This window comes from Pedobacter sp. WC2501 (assembly GCF_052682415.1).
Genome location: NZ_JBQZFI010000001.1, coordinates 1,120,948 through 1,142,706, shown reverse-complemented (window position 1 = coordinate 1,142,706; position 21,759 = coordinate 1,120,948). Strand labels below are relative to the sequence as shown.

23 protein-coding genes are annotated in these 21,759 nt (G+C 38.3%); 11 read left to right on the top strand and 12 right to left on the bottom strand.

Features of this window, described 5'->3' with window-relative positions:
• Nucleotides 1–46 precede the first annotated feature (46 nt).
• A complete protein-coding gene (gltX, locus tag ACUN24_RS04940; protein WP_445561507.1) occupies nucleotides 47–1,555 on the bottom strand; it encodes a glutamate--tRNA ligase in 1,509 nt (502 codons plus the stop codon).
• Between the two features lie 225 nt (nucleotides 1,556–1,780).
• On the opposite strand from gltX, the gene ACUN24_RS04935 reads away from it, so the two are divergent.
• Genes ACUN24_RS04935 through ACUN24_RS04925 form a run of 3 tightly spaced genes read left to right on the top strand, consistent with a single transcriptional unit; the run spans nucleotide 1,781 to nucleotide 3,891 of the window.
• A complete protein-coding gene (locus ACUN24_RS04935) occupies nucleotides 1,781–2,989 on the top strand; it encodes a sensor histidine kinase (RefSeq protein WP_121285252.1) in 1,209 nt (402 codons plus the stop codon).
• Entirely contained in the window at nucleotides 2,970–3,479 is a 510-nt protein-coding gene (locus tag ACUN24_RS04930) for a DinB family protein (RefSeq protein WP_445561506.1), read from the top strand. The genes ACUN24_RS04935 and ACUN24_RS04930 overlap by 20 nt, the downstream gene beginning before the upstream one ends.
• A complete protein-coding gene (locus ACUN24_RS04925; protein WP_445561505.1) occupies nucleotides 3,469–3,891 on the top strand; it encodes a hotdog fold thioesterase in 423 nt (140 codons plus the stop codon). The genes ACUN24_RS04930 and ACUN24_RS04925 overlap by 11 nt, the downstream gene beginning before the upstream one ends.
• A 92-nt stretch (nucleotides 3,892–3,983) precedes the next feature.
• Here ACUN24_RS04925 and ACUN24_RS04920 read toward each other — a convergent pair whose 3' ends face one another.
• Complete coding sequence (locus tag ACUN24_RS04920) at nucleotides 3,984–4,346, bottom strand: DUF6249 domain-containing protein (protein ID WP_445561504.1); 363 nt, start codon at nucleotides 4,344–4,346, stop codon at nucleotides 3,984–3,986.
• A 252-nt stretch (nucleotides 4,347–4,598) separates the two neighbouring features.
• Here ACUN24_RS04920 and ACUN24_RS04915 point away from each other — a divergent pair, with 252 nt between their 5' ends.
• The 5 genes from ACUN24_RS04915 to ACUN24_RS04895 all read left to right on the top strand — a co-directional run bounded on the left by ACUN24_RS04915 (nucleotide 4,599) and on the right by ACUN24_RS04895 (nucleotide 7,292).
• On the top strand, nucleotides 4,599–5,165 hold the full coding sequence (locus tag ACUN24_RS04915; protein ID WP_445561503.1) for a Crp/Fnr family transcriptional regulator: 567 nt from the start codon (nucleotides 4,599–4,601) through the stop codon (nucleotides 5,163–5,165).
• A gap of 69 nt (nucleotides 5,166–5,234) precedes the next feature.
• Entirely contained in the window at nucleotides 5,235–5,555 is a 321-nt protein-coding gene (locus ACUN24_RS04910) for a DMT family transporter (protein ID WP_445561502.1), read from the top strand.
• 384 nt (nucleotides 5,556–5,939) lie between these two features.
• Nucleotides 5,940–6,071 carry a hypothetical protein gene (locus ACUN24_RS04905; protein WP_445561501.1) on the top strand — a complete coding sequence of 44 codons (132 nt, stop codon included), beginning with the start codon at nucleotides 5,940–5,942 and terminating at the stop codon, nucleotides 6,069–6,071.
• Nucleotides 6,072–6,231: 160 nt separating this feature from the next.
• Entirely contained in the window at nucleotides 6,232–6,813 is a 582-nt protein-coding gene (locus ACUN24_RS04900) for an RNA polymerase sigma factor (protein ID WP_445561500.1), read from the top strand.
• On the top strand, nucleotides 6,810–7,292 hold the full coding sequence (locus ACUN24_RS04895; protein WP_445561499.1) for a hypothetical protein: 483 nt from the start codon (nucleotides 6,810–6,812) through the stop codon (nucleotides 7,290–7,292). Before ACUN24_RS04900 ends, ACUN24_RS04895 begins: the two co-directional genes overlap by 4 nt.
• Before the next feature lie 95 nt (nucleotides 7,293–7,387).
• On the opposite strand, the gene ACUN24_RS04890 is transcribed toward ACUN24_RS04895, so the two are convergent.
• The 6 genes from ACUN24_RS04890 to ACUN24_RS04865 form a co-directional block, all read right to left on the bottom strand.
• A complete protein-coding gene (locus ACUN24_RS04890) occupies nucleotides 7,388–7,915 on the bottom strand; it encodes an RBBP9/YdeN family alpha/beta hydrolase (protein ID WP_445561498.1) in 528 nt (175 codons plus the stop codon).
• An 80-nt stretch (nucleotides 7,916–7,995) separates the two neighbouring features.
• Complete coding sequence (locus tag ACUN24_RS04885) at nucleotides 7,996–8,187, bottom strand: cold-shock protein (RefSeq protein ID WP_025141747.1); 192 nt, start codon at nucleotides 8,185–8,187, stop codon at nucleotides 7,996–7,998.
• 104 nt (nucleotides 8,188–8,291) lie between these two features.
• Nucleotides 8,292–9,218: a hypothetical protein gene (locus ACUN24_RS04880; RefSeq protein ID WP_445561497.1), complete on the bottom strand. Its 927-nt coding sequence runs from the start codon at nucleotides 9,216–9,218 to the stop codon at nucleotides 8,292–8,294.
• A gap of 70 nt (nucleotides 9,219–9,288) precedes the next feature.
• Nucleotides 9,289–10,164 (bottom strand): phosphodiester glycosidase family protein, encoded by an 876-nt coding sequence (locus ACUN24_RS04875; RefSeq protein ID WP_445561496.1) that lies wholly within the window; start codon nucleotides 10,162–10,164, stop codon nucleotides 9,289–9,291.
• A gap of 337 nt (nucleotides 10,165–10,501) precedes the next feature.
• Nucleotides 10,502–13,018 carry a zinc-dependent metalloprotease gene (locus tag ACUN24_RS04870; RefSeq protein WP_445561495.1) on the bottom strand — a complete coding sequence of 839 codons (2,517 nt, stop codon included), beginning with the start codon at nucleotides 13,016–13,018 and terminating at the stop codon, nucleotides 10,502–10,504.
• Nucleotides 13,019–13,108: 90 nt separating this feature from the next.
• Complete coding sequence (locus tag ACUN24_RS04865; protein ID WP_445561494.1) at nucleotides 13,109–14,356, bottom strand: aspartyl protease family protein; 1,248 nt, start codon at nucleotides 14,354–14,356, stop codon at nucleotides 13,109–13,111.
• 51 nt (nucleotides 14,357–14,407) lie between these two features.
• Between ACUN24_RS04865 and ACUN24_RS04860 the strand changes: the two genes are divergently transcribed.
• From ACUN24_RS04860 to ACUN24_RS04850, 3 genes are read left to right on the top strand one after another with little or no spacing between them, the layout of a single operon-like run.
• Nucleotides 14,408–15,736: a D-alanyl-D-alanine carboxypeptidase/D-alanyl-D-alanine-endopeptidase gene (locus ACUN24_RS04860; RefSeq protein WP_445561493.1), complete on the top strand. Its 1,329-nt coding sequence runs from the start codon at nucleotides 14,408–14,410 to the stop codon at nucleotides 15,734–15,736.
• Nucleotides 15,736–16,776, top strand: a complete 1,041-nt coding sequence (locus ACUN24_RS04855; RefSeq protein WP_445561492.1) for an aminotransferase class I/II-fold pyridoxal phosphate-dependent enzyme — start codon at nucleotides 15,736–15,738, stop codon at nucleotides 16,774–16,776. Before ACUN24_RS04860 ends, ACUN24_RS04855 begins: the two co-directional genes overlap by 1 nt.
• Before the next feature lie 37 nt (nucleotides 16,777–16,813).
• A complete protein-coding gene (locus ACUN24_RS04850; RefSeq protein WP_445561491.1) occupies nucleotides 16,814–17,314 on the top strand; it encodes a phosphoglycerate mutase family protein in 501 nt (166 codons plus the stop codon).
• 198 nt (nucleotides 17,315–17,512) lie between these two features.
• On the opposite strand, the gene ACUN24_RS04845 is transcribed toward ACUN24_RS04850, so the two are convergent.
• The 4 genes from ACUN24_RS04845 to porX form a co-directional block, all read right to left on the bottom strand.
• Nucleotides 17,513–18,199: a M15 family metallopeptidase gene (locus ACUN24_RS04845; protein WP_445561490.1), complete on the bottom strand. Its 687-nt coding sequence runs from the start codon at nucleotides 18,197–18,199 to the stop codon at nucleotides 17,513–17,515.
• Nucleotides 18,200–18,272: 73 nt separating this feature from the next.
• A complete protein-coding gene (locus ACUN24_RS04840) occupies nucleotides 18,273–19,499 on the bottom strand; it encodes an alanine dehydrogenase (protein WP_445561489.1) in 1,227 nt (408 codons plus the stop codon).
• A gap of 73 nt (nucleotides 19,500–19,572) precedes the next feature.
• Entirely contained in the window at nucleotides 19,573–19,989 is a 417-nt protein-coding gene (gene tsaE, locus ACUN24_RS04835) for a tRNA (adenosine(37)-N6)-threonylcarbamoyltransferase complex ATPase subunit type 1 TsaE (RefSeq protein ID WP_445561488.1), read from the bottom strand.
• 185 nt (nucleotides 19,990–20,174) lie between these two features.
• Nucleotides 20,175–21,728 (bottom strand): T9SS response regulator signal transducer PorX, encoded by a 1,554-nt coding sequence (gene porX / locus ACUN24_RS04830; RefSeq protein ID WP_445561487.1) that lies wholly within the window; start codon nucleotides 21,726–21,728, stop codon nucleotides 20,175–20,177.
• Nucleotides 21,729–21,759 lie beyond the last annotated feature (31 nt).

The window sequence follows — 21,759 nt, the reverse complement described above, 5'->3', positions numbered from 1 at the left end:
CTATTCCAAGATATGAGATAGCATCTTTTATTTCCGCCAAATTACATTAGCTATTAAAAACAGCTATTGCTTTTGCTATTCTTGCTTTAGTTTCTTCTGCGCCTAACAATAAGGCTATATCGAATACCCCTGGTCCAAATTTACCACCCACCAGCATAATGCGGAAAGGCAACATCAATTCGCCCGGTTTAAACCCTTTTTCTTCGGCCAGGGCTTTAAAAGCTGTTTCGGTTGTAGATGCATCAGTTAATGTTAAGCTATCGGCGAAACTGTTAAAGAAATCAGCTTTGTCGGCTGTCCATTTTGGTTTTACCGAATTCACATCATATTCTGCCGGTGAAGTAAAGAAATAACTACTCTGCGCCACAAAATCTGGCAATAAAGTACAGCGGTCTTTAATTAGATCGATAACCGTATTTAGAAAAGTATCATCGTTAACTTCAATACCTGCTTTTTCGAGCTCAGTTTTAACGCCCGGTGCTAAACGTTCGGCGCGCTCCGCTTTGATCCACTCATGGTTATACCATTTGGCTTTTTCGAAATCGAATTTTGCGCCTGCTTTACTAATTCTTTCTATCGAGAATTTTTCTTCCAGCTCTTTTAAAGAAAATAGCTCCTGGTCGGTACCATCATTCCAGCCTAAAAGTGCCAGCATATTAATAAAAGCTTCGGGCATGAAACCCATTTCTTTAAATCCCTTGGTTATATCGCCTGTTTTAGGGTCGGTCCAGTTCATGGCATAAACCGGGAAACCTAAACGGTCGCCATCGCGTTTGCTTAATTTTCCATGTCCATCTGGCTTTAAAATTAAAGGCAAGTGTGCCCATGCAGGCATATCCGTTTCCCAGCCTAAATATCTCCAAAGTAAAATATGCACAGGTGCCGAAGGCAACCATTCTTCTCCTCTAAAAGCATGACTAATTTCCATCGCCTTATCATCAACTACAACAGCTAAATGGTAGGTTGGCATTCCGTCGGCTTTTAACAATACCTTATCGTCAACTAATGAGGTTTCGAAACTTACGTCACCACGGATTAAATCATTAAAATGTACAATTTCATCGGCTGGCACCTTAATACGGATCACGTGTGGTGTTTTGGCCGCTAATAACTCTTCAACCTCATTAATGGTAAGGGTTAAAGAATTGCGCATCTGCATACGCGTGGCCTGCCCATATTGGAAATTAGGAATTTCTTTACGTTTGGCATCTAAATCTTCAGGGGTATCGAAAGCATAATAAGCGTAACCATCGCTAATTAACTGTTCGGCAAATTTGCGGTAGCTGGGTTTGCGTTCGCTTTGACGGTACGGGCCATAAGCACCTGGATGTGCAGGACTTTCATCTGGCGTAATACCGCACCAATCTAAACAGTTTACAATATATTGTTCTGCGCCTTCTACAAAGCGATTTTGATCAGTATCTTCTACACGAAGTACAAAAGTTCCATTATTTTTTTTGGCAAATAAATAATTGAACAAGGCAGTGCGCACACCGCCTAAATGCAAACCTCCGGTTGGGCTTGGGGCAAATCTTACTCTAACTTTTTTATCCATGATTAAGCAAAGAGCAGGGAGTTATCAGCTTAGAGCCATGGTGCAATCCATGCTCAATGCGCCATGCACTATGCTCGGTACAAAGATATATTTTTCATCCATTTTATAGCGTTTTCATCTGTGATGAAGCTACCATGCATTCAAAATGATTGTTGCAAGGTTGTGAAAAAGCATAATGGTTTTATGATTTTTCCGTTTTGTTATTGTAATTTGGCTAGCTAAAGCATGAATCCTTATCAAAAGAAACGCCGTTGGAAGTTTTTCCTTCTCATTTTTGCCATCTTAATTGGCATTGCATCAGTATTTTACACCGATTCTTTTGTAAAAAAAATGGAACGTGAAGAGGCAGACCAGTTTCACCTTTGGGTGCGGATTCAGGAACGCGCCATGTTTCTTTATGACAACGATGATTACCGTGATGTGGTGGAAACCGTAAGAAAAAATACGAAAACCCCTGTAATCATGATCGATTCTGCCGGAATGATTACTTCTTTTTTTGGCTTAGACAGTACTAAAACCAATTATCCCGTTGCAGATACTAAACTCACTTACGATAGTTTATATTTTGTACGGCAGTTGAGGCAGATGAAAGCCCAGCATCCACCGGACGAAATGAATATTTTTGGCAGAAAATTTAAGGCATACTATCGCGACTCTTTCATTTTAACGCAGTTAAGGTATTTCCCCTACATTCAAATGGGGGTTATCTTCCTTTTCCTTTTAACCGCTTATGCGGCATTCAGTTCTGCACGGAAAGATGAACAAGACCATGTTTGGGTAGGTTTAGCCAAAGAAACCGCACACCAATTGGGTACACCGATATCATCGCTCATGGCCTGGACAGAACTGATGAAATCTAAATTTGATGCAGAAGATGATCCATTGATTGCCGAAATGGAAAATGATATTAAACGATTGGAAATTATTACCGACCGTTTCTCGAAAATCGGTTCAAAACCTATACTTGAAGACCATACGGTTTACATTGTGGTGAGCGATTTTATCCGTTATTTTAAAGTGCGCACTTCAGACAAGGTTAAATTTAGTATTACCGGAGATGAACAGGTAAGGGCAATGTTAAACGTCCCCTTGTTTGATTGGGTGATTGAAAATCTTTTAAAGAATGCGGCAAACGCCATCGAAAACGAAGGCTCTATTTCAATCAATATTATAGAAAATTTAGCCAAAGAGCAGGTATTTATCGATGTGAGCGATACCGGAAAGGGTATTCCAAGATCTAAATTCGATGCGGTTTTTCAACCCGGCTATACCACGCGTAAACGCGGCTGGGGCTTAGGTTTATCGCTCACCAAACGGATTGTGGAAAATTACCACAGCGGAGAAATTTTTGTAAAAGACTCAGAACTGGGCAAAGGCACAACTTTTAGAATAATATTAAAAAGCAGTTTAAGATATGAACCGACCACAGCCTAACGAATATCCTACTTGGGGCGAAACCTATATCAGCAAAGTTGATCGAGATATTTTCGAAATTTTAAACGATCAGGTTCAAAGTCTTCCGGCATTGTTCAGGGCGAACGCCGATAAAGCGGATTATGCTTATGCCGAAGGTAAATGGACACTAAAAGAAATGTTAGGCCATATTATTGATACTGAACGCGTTTTTGCTTACCGGATTACCTGTTTTGCACGAAAAGAACAGCAGCTTTTACCAGGTTTCGAGGAAGACGACTATGTACTGAATGCCCGCTTTGCCGAACGCGATCTGGAAGACCTGATTGAAGAGTTTGTTGCATTACGAAAAGCCAATTTATATCTTTTTAAATCTTTAAACGAAGAAGAATTAAACAGAAAGGGAGTTGCTTCGGGCAGAGAAATTAATGTAAAATCTATTTTGTTTATTGCGGGTGGCCATATTATCCATCATGTTTCCATTTTAAAAGAACGTTACCATGTGGTTTAAAAACTTTACTGTTGAAGACTTAAATGAACGCCCTAAAAACCACCTGGGTGCTTTGCTTGATATCCGTTTTACAGAAATTGGTGAGGATTTTCTTGTTGGCACCATGCCTGTTGACGAACGTACGCACCAGCCTGCAGGCATACTGCATGGAGGTGCTTCGGTAGTTTTGGCCGAAACCCTGGGCAGCATTGCTTCTTACATGTGTATAAACCCTGAGAAATATGTTGCTGTTGGTTTAGAAGTAAACGCCAACCATTTGCGGCCTGTAAAAAGCGGCTTAGTTAAAGGCATTTGCAAACCCTTACATATTGGGGCTAAAACTCAGGTTTGGGAAATTAAGATTTATGATGAACGCGGAAAGATGAATTGCATTAGCCGTTTAACGGTTGCGATTATTAATAAGCCGCAATAATCTGCGGTCAGATGTTACCATCTGACGACACAAGAATCAAGAGAAGTCAAGTTTAATAGCGCTGTTGCTATTAAACTTGACTTCTCTGCCGATTAAACCTTATTATTGTCAAGCCATTTCTTTTCTACCACATAAGAAACAATCAGACCGAGTCCACCGAAAATTCCGATGCAACCAAAGTAAATGGCTACTGATTGTCCTTCTTCGCTGTGGCTCATGTCGCTGCCAAACATCCCTCTAACTGTGAAGAGTGCAACTAATAAGCCTAGCCCTAAGCCAACCAATAATAAACCAAACTTTAAGCTTAAAAACGGTTTTGGCGTTGCCTTGTGCACACCCGGATCGATCCCCCTTTCGATCATTGCCATTTTTTCTTTGTTTGATAGATAGCGGATTCCAAATACCATTGCGAATGCACCTAAAAAAAGTGAGATGGGAACTAATATACCGTTCATAATTATAATTTTTTAATTTGTAAATATTCTATTGTTTAAATTGAACCGTGTTCTGTGTATTATGACTACATGATTTTTAATCAGGTTACACCCCATGGTGAAAAATATTCAATAATCAATTTTCAATGACCAAGGAAAAGAAGGAAAAAACAAATTATGCATCACTAATTAAAAAATAATCAATAAATAATTATCAATCGCCAGTCCATACACAGTTAAAACATTGCTATTTTTGTTTTAAGACTTTAAATTTTGATTGAAAAACTTAAAAACATAGCTGTTTTTGCCTCATTAAGTGATGATTCATTGCGTAAGCTTTCTATGCATATTGAGTCTGTTATGCATAAAAAAGGAACGATTATCGTCCGCGCTGATAAGATAGAACCTCATTTCTATATTCTTGAAAAAGGCATTGCCAGAGCTTACTCCGATGGCGAGAACCAGCAGATAACCTTTTGGTTTGGACAAAGCGGTGCTGTGCTTTTTTCTTTTAACAGCTATATTAACAATAGTCCCGGGTATGAGAACATTGAGCTGTTGGAGCACTGCAGTTTAATTCAAATCAGGCTAACTGATCTTTTTTTGCTTTACAACCAACATTTAGAAATAGCCAATTGGGGCAGAAAAATTGCAGAACAGGAGCTAATTGCAACTGAAAGAAGATTAATTGACAGGGCTTTTAAAGGTGCAGCAGAACGTTATCAGGATTTTGTAGATCAATCTCCCGAGCTGATTAAAAGAGTAGCCTTAAAACATATTGCCTCTTACCTGGGTGTAACACAGGTTACCCTGAGCAGAATAAGAGCCGCCCATAAATAAAATGATTTTTTAACATTTGTAAAATGTTGCCCGATAAATGTGCCTTAAATTTGCATAAACACATTTATCATGAACTGGATTATCTTAATTATTGCCGGCCTTTTTGAGGTTGGCTTTACCACCTGCCTTAAATTATCGAACAATTTTTCGAACATAAAATGGAGCGCAGCATTTTTTCTCTGCATCACCTTAAGCTTTTTACTGTTAAACAAAGCCACACAAACTTTACCCATGGGAACTGCTTATGCTGTTTGGACGGGCATTGGTGCCGTAGGCACAGTAATTATCGGGATTTTTTACTTCGACGAGCCTGCAACATTTTGGCGGATCTTTTTTATCTGTACCCTGATCGGTTCTATTGCCGGCTTAAAATTTTTCGCTTCGCATTAGTGGATAACTTGCGAAGTTTAACAGGCCTAAAGCGTAGGCAGAACTTCGCAAGTTTAGCCGGGGCCTAGCGCAATGCCCATGTCATTAAGTTAAGGTTTAACCACAGATGCACACAGATAAACACGGATTTTTATATCTGTGTGCATCCTTTTTATCTGTGGTTAAATTATTTTCTCCTGTGCCAATGGCTTAATAATGACATTGGGGCAACGCTTCACCCGGAGCTAGTTGGCAAAAACAGCATTTCATTTTTAGGGTTTTCAAGGCATAAAAACTTTGTGCATAAACCTGATCGTAGCGAACACGAAGTGCAACGGAGTAAAGCGAAGAGCAGGACTGCAATCTCCAATGAAAAACTGCACTTTCGTTTCCAAAACCTAAAAAATGCAGTTACGTCATATTATTTCTTTCTGGAGCGCAACACCCGTGCAAGAAACCAACCTGTTTCCCGTGTTACGCTTATACGCTTCGGCTTCGTTCCTCAGCCTGCAGGGTAACCACTTTACCCGGGGCTAGTTAGCAGAAACAGTATTTAATTTTTAGGGTTTTCAAGGCGCCACAACTTTGTGCATAAACCCAACCTTTCACTCCGAAAAATCTGGCTACTTACAAAATAATAAATTAAATAGGTTTCACGTGTAACCTGTTTATCTTTAATGTAGTCTTACAGCTAAAGATGGAGCAAAAACCTACAGATTTAGAGCTGATCCAAAAAGTATTGAACGGCGAAACCGATCAGTATGCTTTGTTGGTGAAACGCCATCAGCGATTTGTATTTACACTTGCTTTAAGATTTTCCAAAAACAGGGAAGACGCCGAAGAAATTGCCCAGGATTGCTTTGTAAAGGCATATAAAGCATTAGGCACCTTTAAGCAAACGGCTAAATTTAGCACCTGGCTGTACACCATTACCTATACTACGGCCATGACTTTTTTAAGAAAAAACCGTTTAGATACTACATCAATACATGATGAAGGTACCATTTTACAGCTCGAAAACCAAACCTCCAGCTTTAACGCTAATGGGTATGAACGACAGGATAGCCATGCTTTTTTAAATAAGGCCATTGCTCAGCTTTTACCAGATGATGCGGTTATTATTACGCTGTTTTATAAAGGCGAACAGAGTTTAGAAGAAATTGGCGCAACATTGCACATGGAATCCAACACGATAAAAGTAAAGTTGCATAGGGCCAGGCAAAGACTTAAAGAAAAATTACAATATTTGTTAAAAGATGAAGTAAAGGAGTTACTATGAATACAATAGAACAACAGCTTTGGGATTACATAGATGGAAATTTAGATGAATCCTCGAAAAAAGCCATCGAAGAAAAAATCACATTAAATGCTGAGGTTAAATCGCAGTATGAGGATCTGCTAAAACTTAATTTAGTATTTGACGGGCTGGATCTTGATGAACCCTCTATGTCTTTTACCCGAAACGTAATGGAAAGCGTTGCCATGGTCCCTGCACCGGTGGCCATGAAAACCAAGGTGGATAAAAAGATTATTTACGGTATTAGCGGCTTTTTCGTGATTTCTCTGCTAGCCTTATTGGGTTATGTATTTTATAACGTTAACCTCGAAGTGCCCAAATTTGATTTGAAGGTGAATCTAGACTTCAACTTAGAGAAATACATTACACCTGCGGCTATTTATACTTTCCTTTTTGCAGACCTGGTAATTGGATTAATTTTTCTTGATCAGTTTTTAAGGAAGAAAGTTGCTCAGAAGTAAGATAGCTTAAATAGCTCCCGCAGATTAAAATGATTTACGCAGATTTATGTTCACCTGCCTTTCGCTGAATCTGCGGGAACTCAGCAAGATAAATTTTAACCCAGAGTTTTCAAAATCTCCAATCCCTTTGGCCACTCACCAAAGCCCGCGGCGGCATTAATATGTCCGGCATTACCGATATTAATAAACTCACTTCCCCAATTTTCGGCAAAAAGCTCAGCTCTTTCTAACGTTACCCATTCATCATTTGTGCTGGCTACAACAATGGTTTTAAAGTAGATCTTATCCAAAGGTACATGATCAAAACCAGGCGTATCAAAATTGTACTTTGGTGCTTCTATATCACTTGGCGCAACCAATAAAGCACCTTTAATTTTCTTTTGGTAAGCTTTTGCCCAATTGGCAATGGCTGTACAGCCTAAACTATGACCAATTAAAACCACATCATCCAAATTATATCCGGTGAGTGCTGATTCTATATTTTCAATCCAATCCTGATTTGCCGGTGTATCCCATTCCTTTTGGTTAATGCGGATAAAATGATCTCCTGATTTTTCGAAGTACGTTTGCCAATGGTCCGGGCCAGAATTGCCTAAACCAGGAATGATGAAGTAATAAGTCATGATCTGTGAGGTAAAAAAACTAAAATAAAAAAGGCCGCCATCACAAGAAAGCAGCCTTCTCTGTAAATATGATAAATAAATTAAATTACTTTCACATTAACGGCGTTTAAGCCTTTTTTACCGTTAGCAACTTCGTACTGTACTTTGTCGTTTTCACGGATTTCGTCGATAAGACCTGTTGAATGAACAAAAATTTCGCTATCTCCATTTGCAGGTACGATAAAGCCAAAACCTTTAGTTACATTGAAGAATTTTACTGTGCCTTCTTGCATTGTATTAAATATTAAAATTAAGTATGCAAGGTAAGTTTTAATTTTTAAAATCAAAATAAATTTTAACATTTTTTTAACGTTAAAATTTTGTAAATAGCAGATTACTAAGGCTTTTTAATTGCCTTCCCAATTATTGTTAAAGTAATTTCACTATTATGTGGAATCCCGAGTGTTGTTCCCGGAGCCACATCAAAAAGGTTTCTAACATAAATATCGGCTATTCCCTGGGCTACCTTTTTTTTTGCTTCAGCATTCTCAGGAAGTACGTTGTAAACCGTTTTTACATGGATCCCACCTTGAAAATCGACAACCGCAGCAACTTGATAAGCAAAATCTTTATAAGCCCTGTCTATCCGGATAATATATTGTGGAAACATATAATCGTAAGCCTCGGTTCTGTTATTCGTACGGTCTACCGTACTGATTTTTTCGACCCTTACAATTTTGCTTTTAGGAATAAATTGAACCGGGCTTGTAGCGGCAAAAGCACTATCACTATTGGCGTTAACCTGAGCAGATCGTTTCTCTATAAAAGCAGTATCGGCCTTGGTTGGTTTTTGCAGATCGGCAGCCTTGGCCTTCAAATTATTTTTAATATAATCCTGTGCATAAAAAGTCATATTTACATCCGAACGGACATCTGAGGCGATTACTTTTCCATCAACCTGGATCCTTTGAAAAACCAAACTATCTTTACTGATGTGTTTTACCTTAAAAAATTCGGCTGCGAAGTTATATACATTTCCGTGATCGTACTGCAGGTAAAAATTCTGCATCCTATGTTTCTGCGGGCTCCAGGCCGACATCGTGTCTTCTTTAACTACTTGGATTATCCACGATGGCTTTTGCATAAAACCTTCCTTATTGAAAGAATATCCATCTTTAAACCGACGTTTTACTTCAACATAACGGATGCCTTTAACCGGTTCAAAAGTAAAATCCCGAAGTGTCGGATCGCTGGTTTTAGTACCCATTTTACAGGCACTGAGCATGAGCACAAAAAAGGAAAAATATATTGTATTTTTAATCATTTCAATAAAAATATTGGGCTAAAATAAGTTTTTTTAACCAGAGCTAAACATGCTTGTTACAGATAGGGGTCTACCTTCTGGTTTGTTTTTTCACCAGGATTACATTGGCCACTTTCCGCTGCCCTTCGTGGTCCCATTTTTTATTATCTGTCGGATAATTGACTACACCACTATCGGGCATTCCATTTACCCACAAAGTGGTAGAGCCGCCGCCATCGAAATTTATAGCAGAAGTACATCCCAACCAGCGCATTAATCTGGTTAGTTCTAACAAACTCATGCCTGCTGACTTTTCGTTTCTACCATCAACGGTCAATAAAATTACCCTTCCATTCGGTTTTATACCCAGGCAGGTACGGGGATGGCGTAAGCGGTTAAAACCAGCGGTATCTAAAGTTTCATCAACATGGTTTAAAGTTAATAAAGGGCCGTTTAACATAACATTTTGAGCGCTCAGTTTTGTCTCCCAATCGCTTGTTCCATCCCATTTTTTGATCGAAATTTTTCCGTTTTCAATTACCACCGCTGCTTCCTGATGCCTGGCCCGGTTTCCGTTTTTATCTAGGCGGTTGTTATTAATGGTTTTTCCATTAACGCGAACAAAATCTACCGAGCCTCCATTTTTTACATCGAAAAAATTGCCGTTTACCGCAGCAATAGCCGTATCTCTTAAACCAAAATTACTCGTAGTGATGAGCTCCTTTTCTTCTGCACCCATGGCAAAAACCGCCTTGCGTCCAGTATTTTGTATTTCTAAAAACGAAATATTTTCATTAGCAGCGAAAAGGTTTTTCTGATCAAAATGATGTCTGAATAAAATTACCTGTTTGGCAATCTTGTCTCTCTGCCATTTAGCTTTTACAAGGGTAATAGAGTCGGCATTTTGGCCAAAGGCTGAGAAACCAGAAGTAAATAATGCAAGTGCACAGAAGAGTTTTTTAAGCATAACCTTATTTTGGTATAAAATTAAAAAACTGTTATGTTGTTTAAGTTAAAGCATCAAGAATTATACAATATTTAAACCTGCCAGGTTTTATCCACACATCATTCGAGGAATGATCCTTTTGGTGAAGATCCTATGAATTTAATCTCAAAAATAGATCCTGAAACGAGTTCAGGATGACGAATCGAATTGAAAACCTGCGAGGTTTGGTTGAAAAAAAACGGAGCGATCAATTAATGATCGACTCCGCCTTTTTGAATTTTGAATTAGAGAATGATTGAATGGGCGAATTGCTATTCAATCATTCTCTAATTACATCCTCCACTAATTCACTCACTAATTATTTCTTCGGATCTAAAATATCTTTAATCCTGATATTCAAATCTTCGTAATGCGCTTTCGTAATGGCATCGCCTGCTACTGCCCTGGCTTTTGTAGTAGCCAATAAGGTTTTCAGCTCTGCTCTAACCAGCGGTCTGATATCTGATAAGCCTACATTGATTGGCGTTAAACCATAACTTGCAACATAATCAACAGGGAATCCAACCGGAAGATCCGAATCTTTTGTCATTAAATCTTGTAAACGGTCTACATACGCACGCTGTAGGTTACGTTTAAAGGCATCTGCTCTACCAGCAACAAAAACCGATGACCTTAAATCTGTAAATAATTCAGGTAACGTATAAGCTTTTGCTGCACCGTTTTTAGTTTCATTATCTAACAAACGCGCGATACGGGATGCTGATAGCAGATTCCCCAAAGTATTCGTTTGAACACCTTTAATGCGGTTTAAAAGCACTCCATTATCGAATTTACTTAATTGATCGTTGCTGATTAACCAAAGTGGCGTGGTAAATAATTGTTGATTGAAAAAAGCAACAGCTTCTTTTTGTTTGGCTTTTGGCAAGTAAGCATAAACTGGTCCTTTTTGATCGTAGGTTTTAAAATTTTCGCTTAATCCACCAACATTTGTTGCCACATGTCCCATATAACGGTTAAACTGGCCAACAATTTCAGTATAAATTTCTTTCAAATCGCTGTAATCTTTTCCTTTTTGATAGGTCCATTTTTCTACGTTCGGAAGAATACGTTTTAAATTCGCAATACCATAAGTACTCGCTTTCATCGCATTGTCGCCCAAATCTTCGCTCTGCAAACGAGGATCTAATGAAGTTCCCTGGCGGCCATAGAAATACAGGGGATTACCTGCATTTTTTAAAGTCCACTGATCTAAAATTTCTTTTTCCTGTTCTGCAGTTTTGTTTCCGGGAATCCAGGAATATCCCCATTTCACTGCCCATTTATCGTATTCTCCAATTTGAGGGTGAAGTTTGGTTACGCCATCGCCAGGTTGAGCAATGTAATTAAAACGCGCATAATCCATAATTGATGGTGCGGTGCCATGTTTATCTGTAAACGTTTTTGAACGTAACGAATCAACCGGGTAAGCATAGCTTGAGCCAAAGTTATGTGGCAAACCTAAAGTATGGCCTATTTCGTGTGAAGAAACAAAACGGATCAATTCGCCCATCTGTGCATCGGTAAATTGCGCTTTACGTACTTCAGGATTAATAGCTGCCGTTTGTACAAAATACCAGTTACGCAATAGGTTCATTACATTATGGTACCAACCAATATGCGTTTCTAAAATCTGACCGGTACGAGGATCACTAATATGTGGACCGTAAGCATTTGCAATATCTGAAGCAAAATAACGCACTACAGAATATCTGGAATCTTCTACGCTAAACTGAGGATCTTGTTGCGGTGTTGGTGCTTCTTTACCCATTATGGCATTTTTAAAACCAGCCGCTTCGAATGCTACCTGCCAGTCATTAATCCCCTGGATCAAAAACGGCACCCATTTTTTTGGTGTTGCAGGGTCAATATAAATTACAATAGGTCTTACGGGTTCTACCAATTCGCCACGTTTATAAGCATTTGTATCTTTCGGAACCAAATTCCAGCGATGAATATAGGCTGTACGCTCTGCCCTTTGTGCGTTGCTTCCATAATCAATTTGAGATTGACCGAAAAAACCAACTCTGCTATCCATTATCCTGGCTTTTACAGGCGTTTTGGGCAATAGCAACATCGACGTATTGAATTCGAAAGTAACGGCTCCATTACTATTATCTGTTGGAGATTCTACTGCACGGTATGTTTTAGCAGTTTTTACTTCAATGTTGATCGGAAAGGTTTTTACTGTATCAATATAAGAACGTGTTGCGTCATACATCGTAACTTTATAAGCTTTACGGATCTGATCTGTAGCGCCAATTGCCATTACATCACCGTTATAAAAATCGGTAACATCAATTACAACGCCAGAGGTATCTTTATTATACGCTTTAATTTCAAAGCTGGCTAAAATCTGTGCAAGATTAGAGTTTTGAACCGATTCGTACATATCGCTGTTCGGATCGGCCTTAGTTGAGTAACTTGGTACGCGGATGTAAACTTGTTTTCCCCTGCGCTCCCATTTCCATACCTGCTCGTTCAATTCTTCACCACCATATTGCTGGTTGCCCACTTTTACGTCGGCCGGCACCTTTGCCAAACGGGTAACTACAAGCATTTCACGATTAATCATTGAGTCTGGTATCTCAAAATACCATTTATCGTCTACTTTGTGTGTTTTAAATAAGCCGTTAGTTGTTCTGGCTTTTGCAGTAATTACTTCAGAAAATGGTTTAATACCTTCTTTTTTTGGGGCTGCTGCCGGGGCTGCGGTTGGCGTTGCTGGAGTGGCACCTTTAGTTGTTTTAGATTTTTTCTGGGCATATACCGAACCTGATCCGGCTACACCAAGTGCTACGATACCTGCAAGGGCAAGTACCTTAAAATTTTTCTTCATGTGTTATAAAGTTAGTTTGCTTGGTAATGAGAGGTTAAAATTAAAGTGTTGTTACACGGCAAAACATTTGTAACTGGAAAATTACGCTTATCAGATCCTCTTTTCGAGGCGAACCACTTTAAAATAGACTTGATTATCCCTGAAAATTTCGAAAATTATATTTCTGTCTGCTTTCGATTTAAACATTTCGGTAAGATCGTTCAAAGAATAAGCATCAATGTTTTTAAAGTTTACCGCAATAATTTCATCATCAGGACATAAACCTGCTTTTTCTGCCGGACTATTTTCGTCTATTTCTCCAATCAGAACTCTTTTATATTCTTTCTGATCAAGATAAAGCACCATACCCACCATATCGTGTTCGAAAGGAACCTTACTTAACCCATTCGGCTTAACATAAATAAAGCCATCCTGATAGTTAAACTGGATATTAAATTTCCGAAGTAAATCAGCACCTAAATTCCCATTCCGTTTGGATAAATCGATCTTATTTGCAATGCTTTTAAAATCAGGAAATCCGGCAACAACATCTTTAAAAACATAGCCGCCAATATTAAATTTACCCACACGACCAACATATCCCTTAATCTGGCCGCTAAGGCTCATGCCTAAATTAGCTTTAATTTTTTTTTCAGGTAGCGGGAATTCAGTTCCATTTAACATTTCGAGCGATAAAGCATGGCTGGCGCCCGTATCCATTAAAAACCTGGCTTCAACTGTCTTGTTACCTGGAGCATCAATGGCAGCCAAAATATACGGCTTCTGGTTCTCTATTTCAATAGGTATTTTTTTACCACGGTATTTAATCTTAGCATCGTGATCATAAATAATGAGCCTATTTTCACTATACCTGATATCAACAATAAAGCTGTTAAAAAAACTGAAACCCAACAAGCCATAAATTTTCAGTCCTAAATGTCCCGATAAATTAAAAAGATCTTCTTTTAAGATCGCCGTTGGTATATACTTAATGCTTGTACTGCCTACTTTTACATCAAGGCTTTGAGATACATAGGCCTCAACGGTTTCGATGCCCAGGCCAGAAACTTTAATTTTACGGAGACCACTAAAATTTAACGAATCGATAATAGATGGGTCAGTAATAATCATGGGGCCAACTCCGGTATCAAGAACAAAATCATATGGCCCTTTTCCATTTACATATACCGGAATAACCATCAGGTTTTTGATACACTTAAAAGAAATAGATTGCTTTTGCCGGTTTCTTTTAAAAAGAAATTCCTGCCCCGAAACTGAAAGCGCAAAAAATACCAGGCCCAGGCAAATGCTTAGTTTACGTAAACAAATTATTACACCGGGCCGATATTTGGTTAACATTAAACTAAATTTAATAAATTAGTTGATAATTATGCTCCTTAAATTTAGCACATGTTCCCCTTAAAAAATCATAATTTCAGTTTTCTTGCGTTTGTTCTATCTATTTGTCTGTTAACAGGTTGTTCAACCAATAAGATCATTTCGAAAAAAGTAGCTAAAGAATTCAAAAACTCGCAGGTAATTAAGCAGTACCAGGTTGGTTTTGCACTCTATAACCCTACCGATAAAAAAATGCTTTTTGAGAAAGATGCAGATAAATATTTTACACCGGCCTCTAACACAAAATTGTACACCTTTTTTGCCAGTTTAAAAATGTTGCCTGATTTAATGCCGGCATTAAAATATATCGAACGGAACGATTCGTTGATTTTTTGGGGAACAGGTGATCCTTCATTTCTACAGTTCGCCGTGAAAGATAAATCTGCTTATAATTTCCTGCTTGCCTCCAATAAAAAGCTGTTTTTTGCTCCAGGACGCTATGCGGGCAATTTCTTTGGCGAAGGCTGGGCCTGGGACGATTACGATTATTATTATCAGCCCGAAATTACCGAAATGCCGATTATGGATAACATGGTAACCTCTACTTACACAGGGCCGAATAAAATCAACATTGAGCCCAAGGTTTTTGCACCATGTTTTAAAGTCGATTCGACAAAAACCACAGGCGATTTTCAGGTAAAACGCGATTTTTTAACCAATAGCTTCAATTATCCTGCAGTTACTGTAAAACCGGGCTATAACCAGCAAAATCCTTATAAAACCAGTGCGCAGGTTACTGTTGAAGTATTATCTGATACCCTACACAAGCCTGTTAACCTAATCGATCTTAAAATTCCTTCAGATGCCAAAACTTTAACTGGTGCAAAACGCGATTCGGTTTTAAAACATATGATGCTGCCCAGCGATAATTTTATGGCCGAACATTTATTGTTGGTTTGCTCCAATCAAATTGGCGATACATTGAGCACAACGAAAGCTATTGATTACATTACAAAAAACTACCTTTCCTTTTTACCCGACAAAGTAAAGTGGGCTGATGGATCTGGCTTGTCCCGTCAGAATTTATTTACACCCCGTGATAATGTGTACTTACTCGATTCCATTTATAAGCTTGTAAACAATCCGGAAAAGCTTTTTAACATGTTGCCTGCAGGAGGAAAAAGTGGCACTTTAAAGAACGCCTACCCTAAAACCGACAAACCTTTTGTCTTCGCAAAAACAGGTTCACTTGGAGGGGTTCACAATCAAAGCGGATATGTAATTACCAAAAAGGGTAAAACCTATATCTACTCCTTTATGAACAATAATTTTGCAAAACCAACCGCAGAAGTACGTGCCGAGATGGTAAGGATAGTAACCTACATACATGAAAATTTTTAATGCCAAATTTTAAATCGATCAATCAGCCTTTTTCAAATACGATCAATATTGATGGAAATTCTTACCTGTATTTTGGCGGAACGGCCTATCTGGGTATTCCCAAAAATCAGGATTTTATCAATTTACATCTGGAAGGGATCAAAAAATTTGGCTTAAACAACGGTACCAGCCGTACCAACAATATTCAACTGGGTATTTATGATGAAGCAGAAAAAGTAGCTGCCGGGCGGTATGGAGCAGAAGCAGCATTAATTACTTCAAGCGGATATTTAGCCGCACAGCTTACCATTAAAGGTTTATCTTCATTAGGTAAAGTAGTTTATGCTCCCGCCACGCATCCTGCGCTTTGGTTAACCGATCAGCTGGCAAATCAGCAAAAATTTAATGATTGGAAGAAGGAAACAATAAACCTCATCAATACGTCAGAAGAAAAAACATGGGTGCTGATCAGCAACTCCATGAACAATCTGTTTCCTGAAATTTATGATTTTAACTTTTTAACCGAAATACAGCCAGAAAAAAAGATTATCTTAATTGTTGATGATTCGCATGGCATAGGGGTAAACAATGATGGAATGGGTGCGTTTATCAACCTTCCAGTTAAAGCCAATATCGAACGGGTTGTTGTAGCCTCAATGGCAAAAGCATTAGGGGTTGATGCTGGATTGGTTCTGGGCTCAAATGCCGTTATCGCCAAACTAAAAAACAGCAATATTTTTGTTGGGGCATCCCCTCCATCTGCAGCCAGTCTTTTTGCGTTTATCCATGCCGAAAAAATATACCATAATGCACGGGCAAGATTACAGGAAAATATAAAGTTACTTACTGCCAATTTAAATGAAACATGGGCGTTTGAACCAGCCTTTCCAGCATTCTTAGCACAAGATGCTACTTTGGTAAACCGCTTGTTAAAAGAAAATATCCTGATTTCATCCTTTCCTTATCCAAAACCCGAATCCAAACCGATAAATCGAATTGTTTTGAGCAGTTGGCATGAAAAAGAAGATCTTGATAACTTAATAAGGGCCTTAAATTTTTAACCTTTCCTTATCCAATTAATTTTTGAATATTTATGACATGAAAAAACTGCTTGTATTCCTGTCGTTAAGCCTACTTTTTATTAATGTCATTTCAGCACAAACCACCACTGTTTGGATTGTTAGACATGCTGAGAAGGATAAATCAAACCCACAGGATACCGATCCCAGCCTATCGGATGAAGGAAAAATCCGTGTTGCCGATCTAGCAAAATATTTAAAAAAGGTAAAATTTGATGTCGCCTTCGCCACTCCGACTAAAAGAACACATCAAACCTTAGATTCATTGGTGATCCCAAAAGTGATTAATTATAAAGACATTAAATCGCTTGTGGATAGCATTAAAACCAATTATGTGGGTAAAACGGTGATGGTTGCAGCTCATTCCAATACCGTACTCGAAATTATTGAAGCTCTTGGTGGCAAAAGACCAAAAGAAGAATTAACCGACGATGATTATGATTACATTTTCGAATTATCGGTAAAAGAAGATAAAGCAAGGGTTAAAATGGATCAATACGGTAGGCCACACCATTTGTAATTTGTGATGTCAGGTGTTACCACCTGGCAATTGGAGAGCTGAATTTAGTGCAAGATGGTAACATTTTACACCACGGATGAAATTAAGGTCTTAAGAATGAGGATAAGATCCTGAAACAAGTTCAGGATGACGCTCGTCCTAAAGATTAGAACTTGGCACCCAAACTAATGAACTAATGAATACTAAACCAATGAACTGCTAAAGCTTTTCGAAAGGAATATCCATTAAATCATAATTTCTCCACCCTGAGAAATCATAATGCCACCATTCGTTTTCCAGCACATTCATCTGGTATTTTGCCATGATAGCAATCAGGAAATCGCGGTTTTTCCTGGCTTCTGGTGATATATTTTCATATTTTGCCGCAGCCGTAGCTGAAAAACTATCATAGGGCGTTGGCATTACCAATTCCTTACCTGTTTTCAGATTAATCAGCGTTAAATCTACGGCACAGCCCCTATTGTGTTTAGATCCTTTTGCCGGATTGGCCACAAAATTCTTATCGCTTGCTTTTTTATAAAACTCAACAGTAATGGCATAAGGACGGTAGCCATCAAATATTTTTAACCCGTAGCCTTTTTTATTTAATTCCTTTTGGATCTTTTTTAACGATTCTACCACCGGTTTTCGGGCAAAAGCCCTCGCCTGTTTATACATTACCTGCCGCATAAAGTTATTTTTAGTAGCGTAGCGGATATCAAGTTTAATATTGGGAATGGCTTTTTTGATTTCAACCAGTCCATTATTCTGATTCGATTTTACAGAAGCCAGATATTGGTTATAAGAACTTACTATAACCAGCTTTTTTATCGCCAGGGATTTATTTTGGGCATTTACAGCAACCGAAAGAAAAAAGAATAGAGCTAGCAGATTGAATTTTATCATAATATTATCAAGTGTCGTGATCAGGTATCAATTGTTCCCATTATCCCTCTTACATCTCCCATTTTATATCTTTTTATTGATTCGAAACCACCAATAATTCAAGATCCTTGAACGGCAGGTTAAACATATCGGCCAGATCTTTATTTGTACAATTACCTTGATAAATATAAAGTGCTTCCCTGATACCTGGTTTATTCCAAACCATATTCACTAAACCTCCAAATTCACCGATATCTAATAAAATGGGTGCAAAAATATTCGTCAAAGCATAAGATGCTGTTCTTGGCACACGCGAGGCAATATTTGGCACGCAATAATGGATAACATCGTATTTTCTGAATACCGGATTGGTATGGTTGGTCACTTCAGAAGTCTCAAAACAACCACCCTGATCAATACTGATGTCAATTACCACAGAGTGTGGTTTCATGCGGGCAACGGTTTCTTCCATTACAATGCAAGGGCTCCGCCCGTGGGTAGCCCTTATGGCGCCTATTACTACGTCGCAGGTTATAATCGCTTTATTTAAAACAATAGGTTGCATGACCGAGGTAAACACCCTGCTGCCCAAATTATTCTGCAGGCGGCGTAAGCGATAAATAGAACTATCAAAAACTTTTACTTCAGCCCCTAATGCCAAAGCTGTTCTGGCTGCATATTCCCCAACTGTTCCGGCACCTAAAATAACAATTTCGGTTGGAGGAACCCCAGTAAAGCCTCCTAACATTAAACCCTTACCTCCAGTTACATTGCTTAAATATTCTGCGGCAATTAAAATAGAGGTCGAACCCACTATTTCGCTCATGGCACGTACCACACTGAGTATATTACCTTCGTCACGAAGATTCTCAAAACATAACGCATTAATTTTTTTATGCATCAATGCTTTCAGATAATCCTGCTTTAGCGTTCCGGTTTGTAAAGATGAAATAAGCGTTTGCCCCTTATGCATCATTTCAATCTCTTCCAGCATGGGAGGTGCAATTTTCACCAGAATATCAGCATCAAAAACTTCCTTTTTGTTATAGGCAATTTTGGCGCCCTGCTCAGCATATTCGGTATCAGAAAAATTAGCAGCGATACCTGCACCACTTTCTAAAATAACCTGATGCCCATTATTTACCAATAAAGCAACAGATAAAGGGGTTAAGGCAATTCTATTTTCCTGGAAAGAAATTTCCTTTGGTATTCCTATGTATAGACTGTTTTTTTTATTTCTGGTTTCTAACTTTGCTTCTTGCGTTTGTAGTAAACCCTGACGAGCTATATCGGCCATTCCTTCGCGTAATCCTGTAGCCATGTTGAATTAAAATTATGATAGTTTTAGGTTGTTCAAGATAAGGAAAATCTGTTAATTTATTGATAACTAATTGTTATCCCTTATAAAATCTGAACAATCTGCGGTTTTCATCCAGCACCTTAATCTCCACTTTTATAAGTTTTTCCGGTAATAATTCTTCCACCCGCTCTGGCCATTCTATTAAACAAACGCTACCGCCATAAAAATATTCTTCATAACCCAAATCATATGCTTCGCGGATATCTTTTATACGGTAAAAATCGAAATGAAAAACGAGACCATTCGGACTTTCATATTCATTCACAATAGAATAAGTCGGACTCGAAACTACATCGACAATCCCTAAATGTTTACAGAAATTTTTAATAAAAGTGGTTTTACCAGCTCCCATATCGCCTTCAAAAATGAAGACTTTCTCATTGCCTGCAAAATTTGAAAGCTGTTGTGCTACCACAGGTAAATCGGCTAAACTATTTACTTCGATATCCATTTTAAAAAAAATAAAGGCAAAAGTAATACATAATTGCATTGCTTTTGCCTGATTATTTGTGATTTGTCAGTCTGAGCCTGTCGAAGACCCTACCATCGCGACAGATCCTGAAACAAGTTCAGGAGGACGATCCTATTGAAAATGAACGGTCTCATGTCTCAAATCTAATATCTCAAATCCTTAAACTACCTCGGCGAATAAGTAACTACCGGAATAATCATTTCCTCTAACGAGATCCCGCCGTGCTGGAAGGTTTCATTATAGTAGTTTACAAACTGGTTGTAATTATTCGGATAAACGAAATAACTATCTTCTCTTGCAAAAATATAACTGCTGCTGATGTTGATTTTTGGCAATAAAGCATCGTGAGGGTTTTTAATTAAAAATACCTCTTTTGCATTAAAATTAAGGTTCCTGCCCTGTTTGTAACGTAAATTGGTATTTGTACTCCTGTCGCCAATAACTTTAACCGGTCTTTTAACGCGGATGGTCCCATGGTCGGTGGTAATGATCACTTTTACCTTTTTCTGAGATATTTTTTTCAATAAATCCCAAAGTGGAGAATGCTCAAACCAGGATAAGGTTAACGAACGGTAAGCTGCATCATCATTAGCCAATTCACGGATCATCTGCATATCCGTACGCGCATGGCTCAACATATCAACAAAGTTGAATACTATGGCATTAAAATCATTCTGCAATAAGTTATTGGTCTGCTCAACCAGATCCTTCCCCTGCTCAAAAGTTAAGATCTTATTATAACTGAACTTACAGTCTTTTCTTAAGTTACGTTTAATGTTGTCTGCAAGGAAAGCCTCTTCGTGCATATTTTTTCCTCCCTCATCATCATCGTTCTGCCAAAGCTGTGGGAAACGTTTCTCCATATCTAAAGGCATCATACCCGAAAAAATAGCGTTACGAGCATATTGTGTCGCCGTTGGCAAAATACTCGTGTACATATCCTCCTCATCAATCCTGAAATATTCAGAAATTAACGGATTAATGATTTTCCATTGATCATAACGTAAATTATCAATCAGGATAAAAAATACCGGCGTATTATCGTTGATATGCGGAAAGGCTTTTTTCTTTAATAACTCATTCGAAAGCAAAGGAGCCTTGTCTTTGTTCTTAATCCAATCCAGGTAATTTTCTTCAATAAATTTTGTAAACTGTGTATTGGCCTCCTGCTTTTGCATGGTTAAAATTTCATGCATCTGCGGATCGTCCAGTTTTTCCAATTCAAGCTCCCAGAAAACGATTTTTTTGTAAACGTCAATCCACTCTTCATAATTAAGCCTGTCACCCAAAGTCATTCCTAAACGGCGGAAATCCTGTTGATAGGCCATAGATGTTTTTTCACTCACCAGACGTTTATTGTCAATCAACTTTTTAATGGTTAGCAAAACCTGCTTAGGGTTCACAGGTTTGATCAAATAATCATCAATTTTGCTCCCTATCGCATCTTCCATCAGGTTTTCTTCTTCACTTTTGGTAATCAGCACAACCGGAACATCTGGGTTGAGGTTTTTAATGGCCGACAAAGTTTCGATACCACTCATTCCCGGCATATTCTCATCAAGAAAAACCAGGTCGAAGTGAGCTTTCCCAAATGCTTCCAAAGCATCATTTCCATTGGTAAATGTGGTTACGTGGTAACCTTTATCATTTAATAATAATATATGAGGTTTTAACAGATCGATTTCATCATCGGCCCATAATATTTTAGTTTCTTGCATGTTTTTGTAAAAATAGGTAAGTATTGCCCTT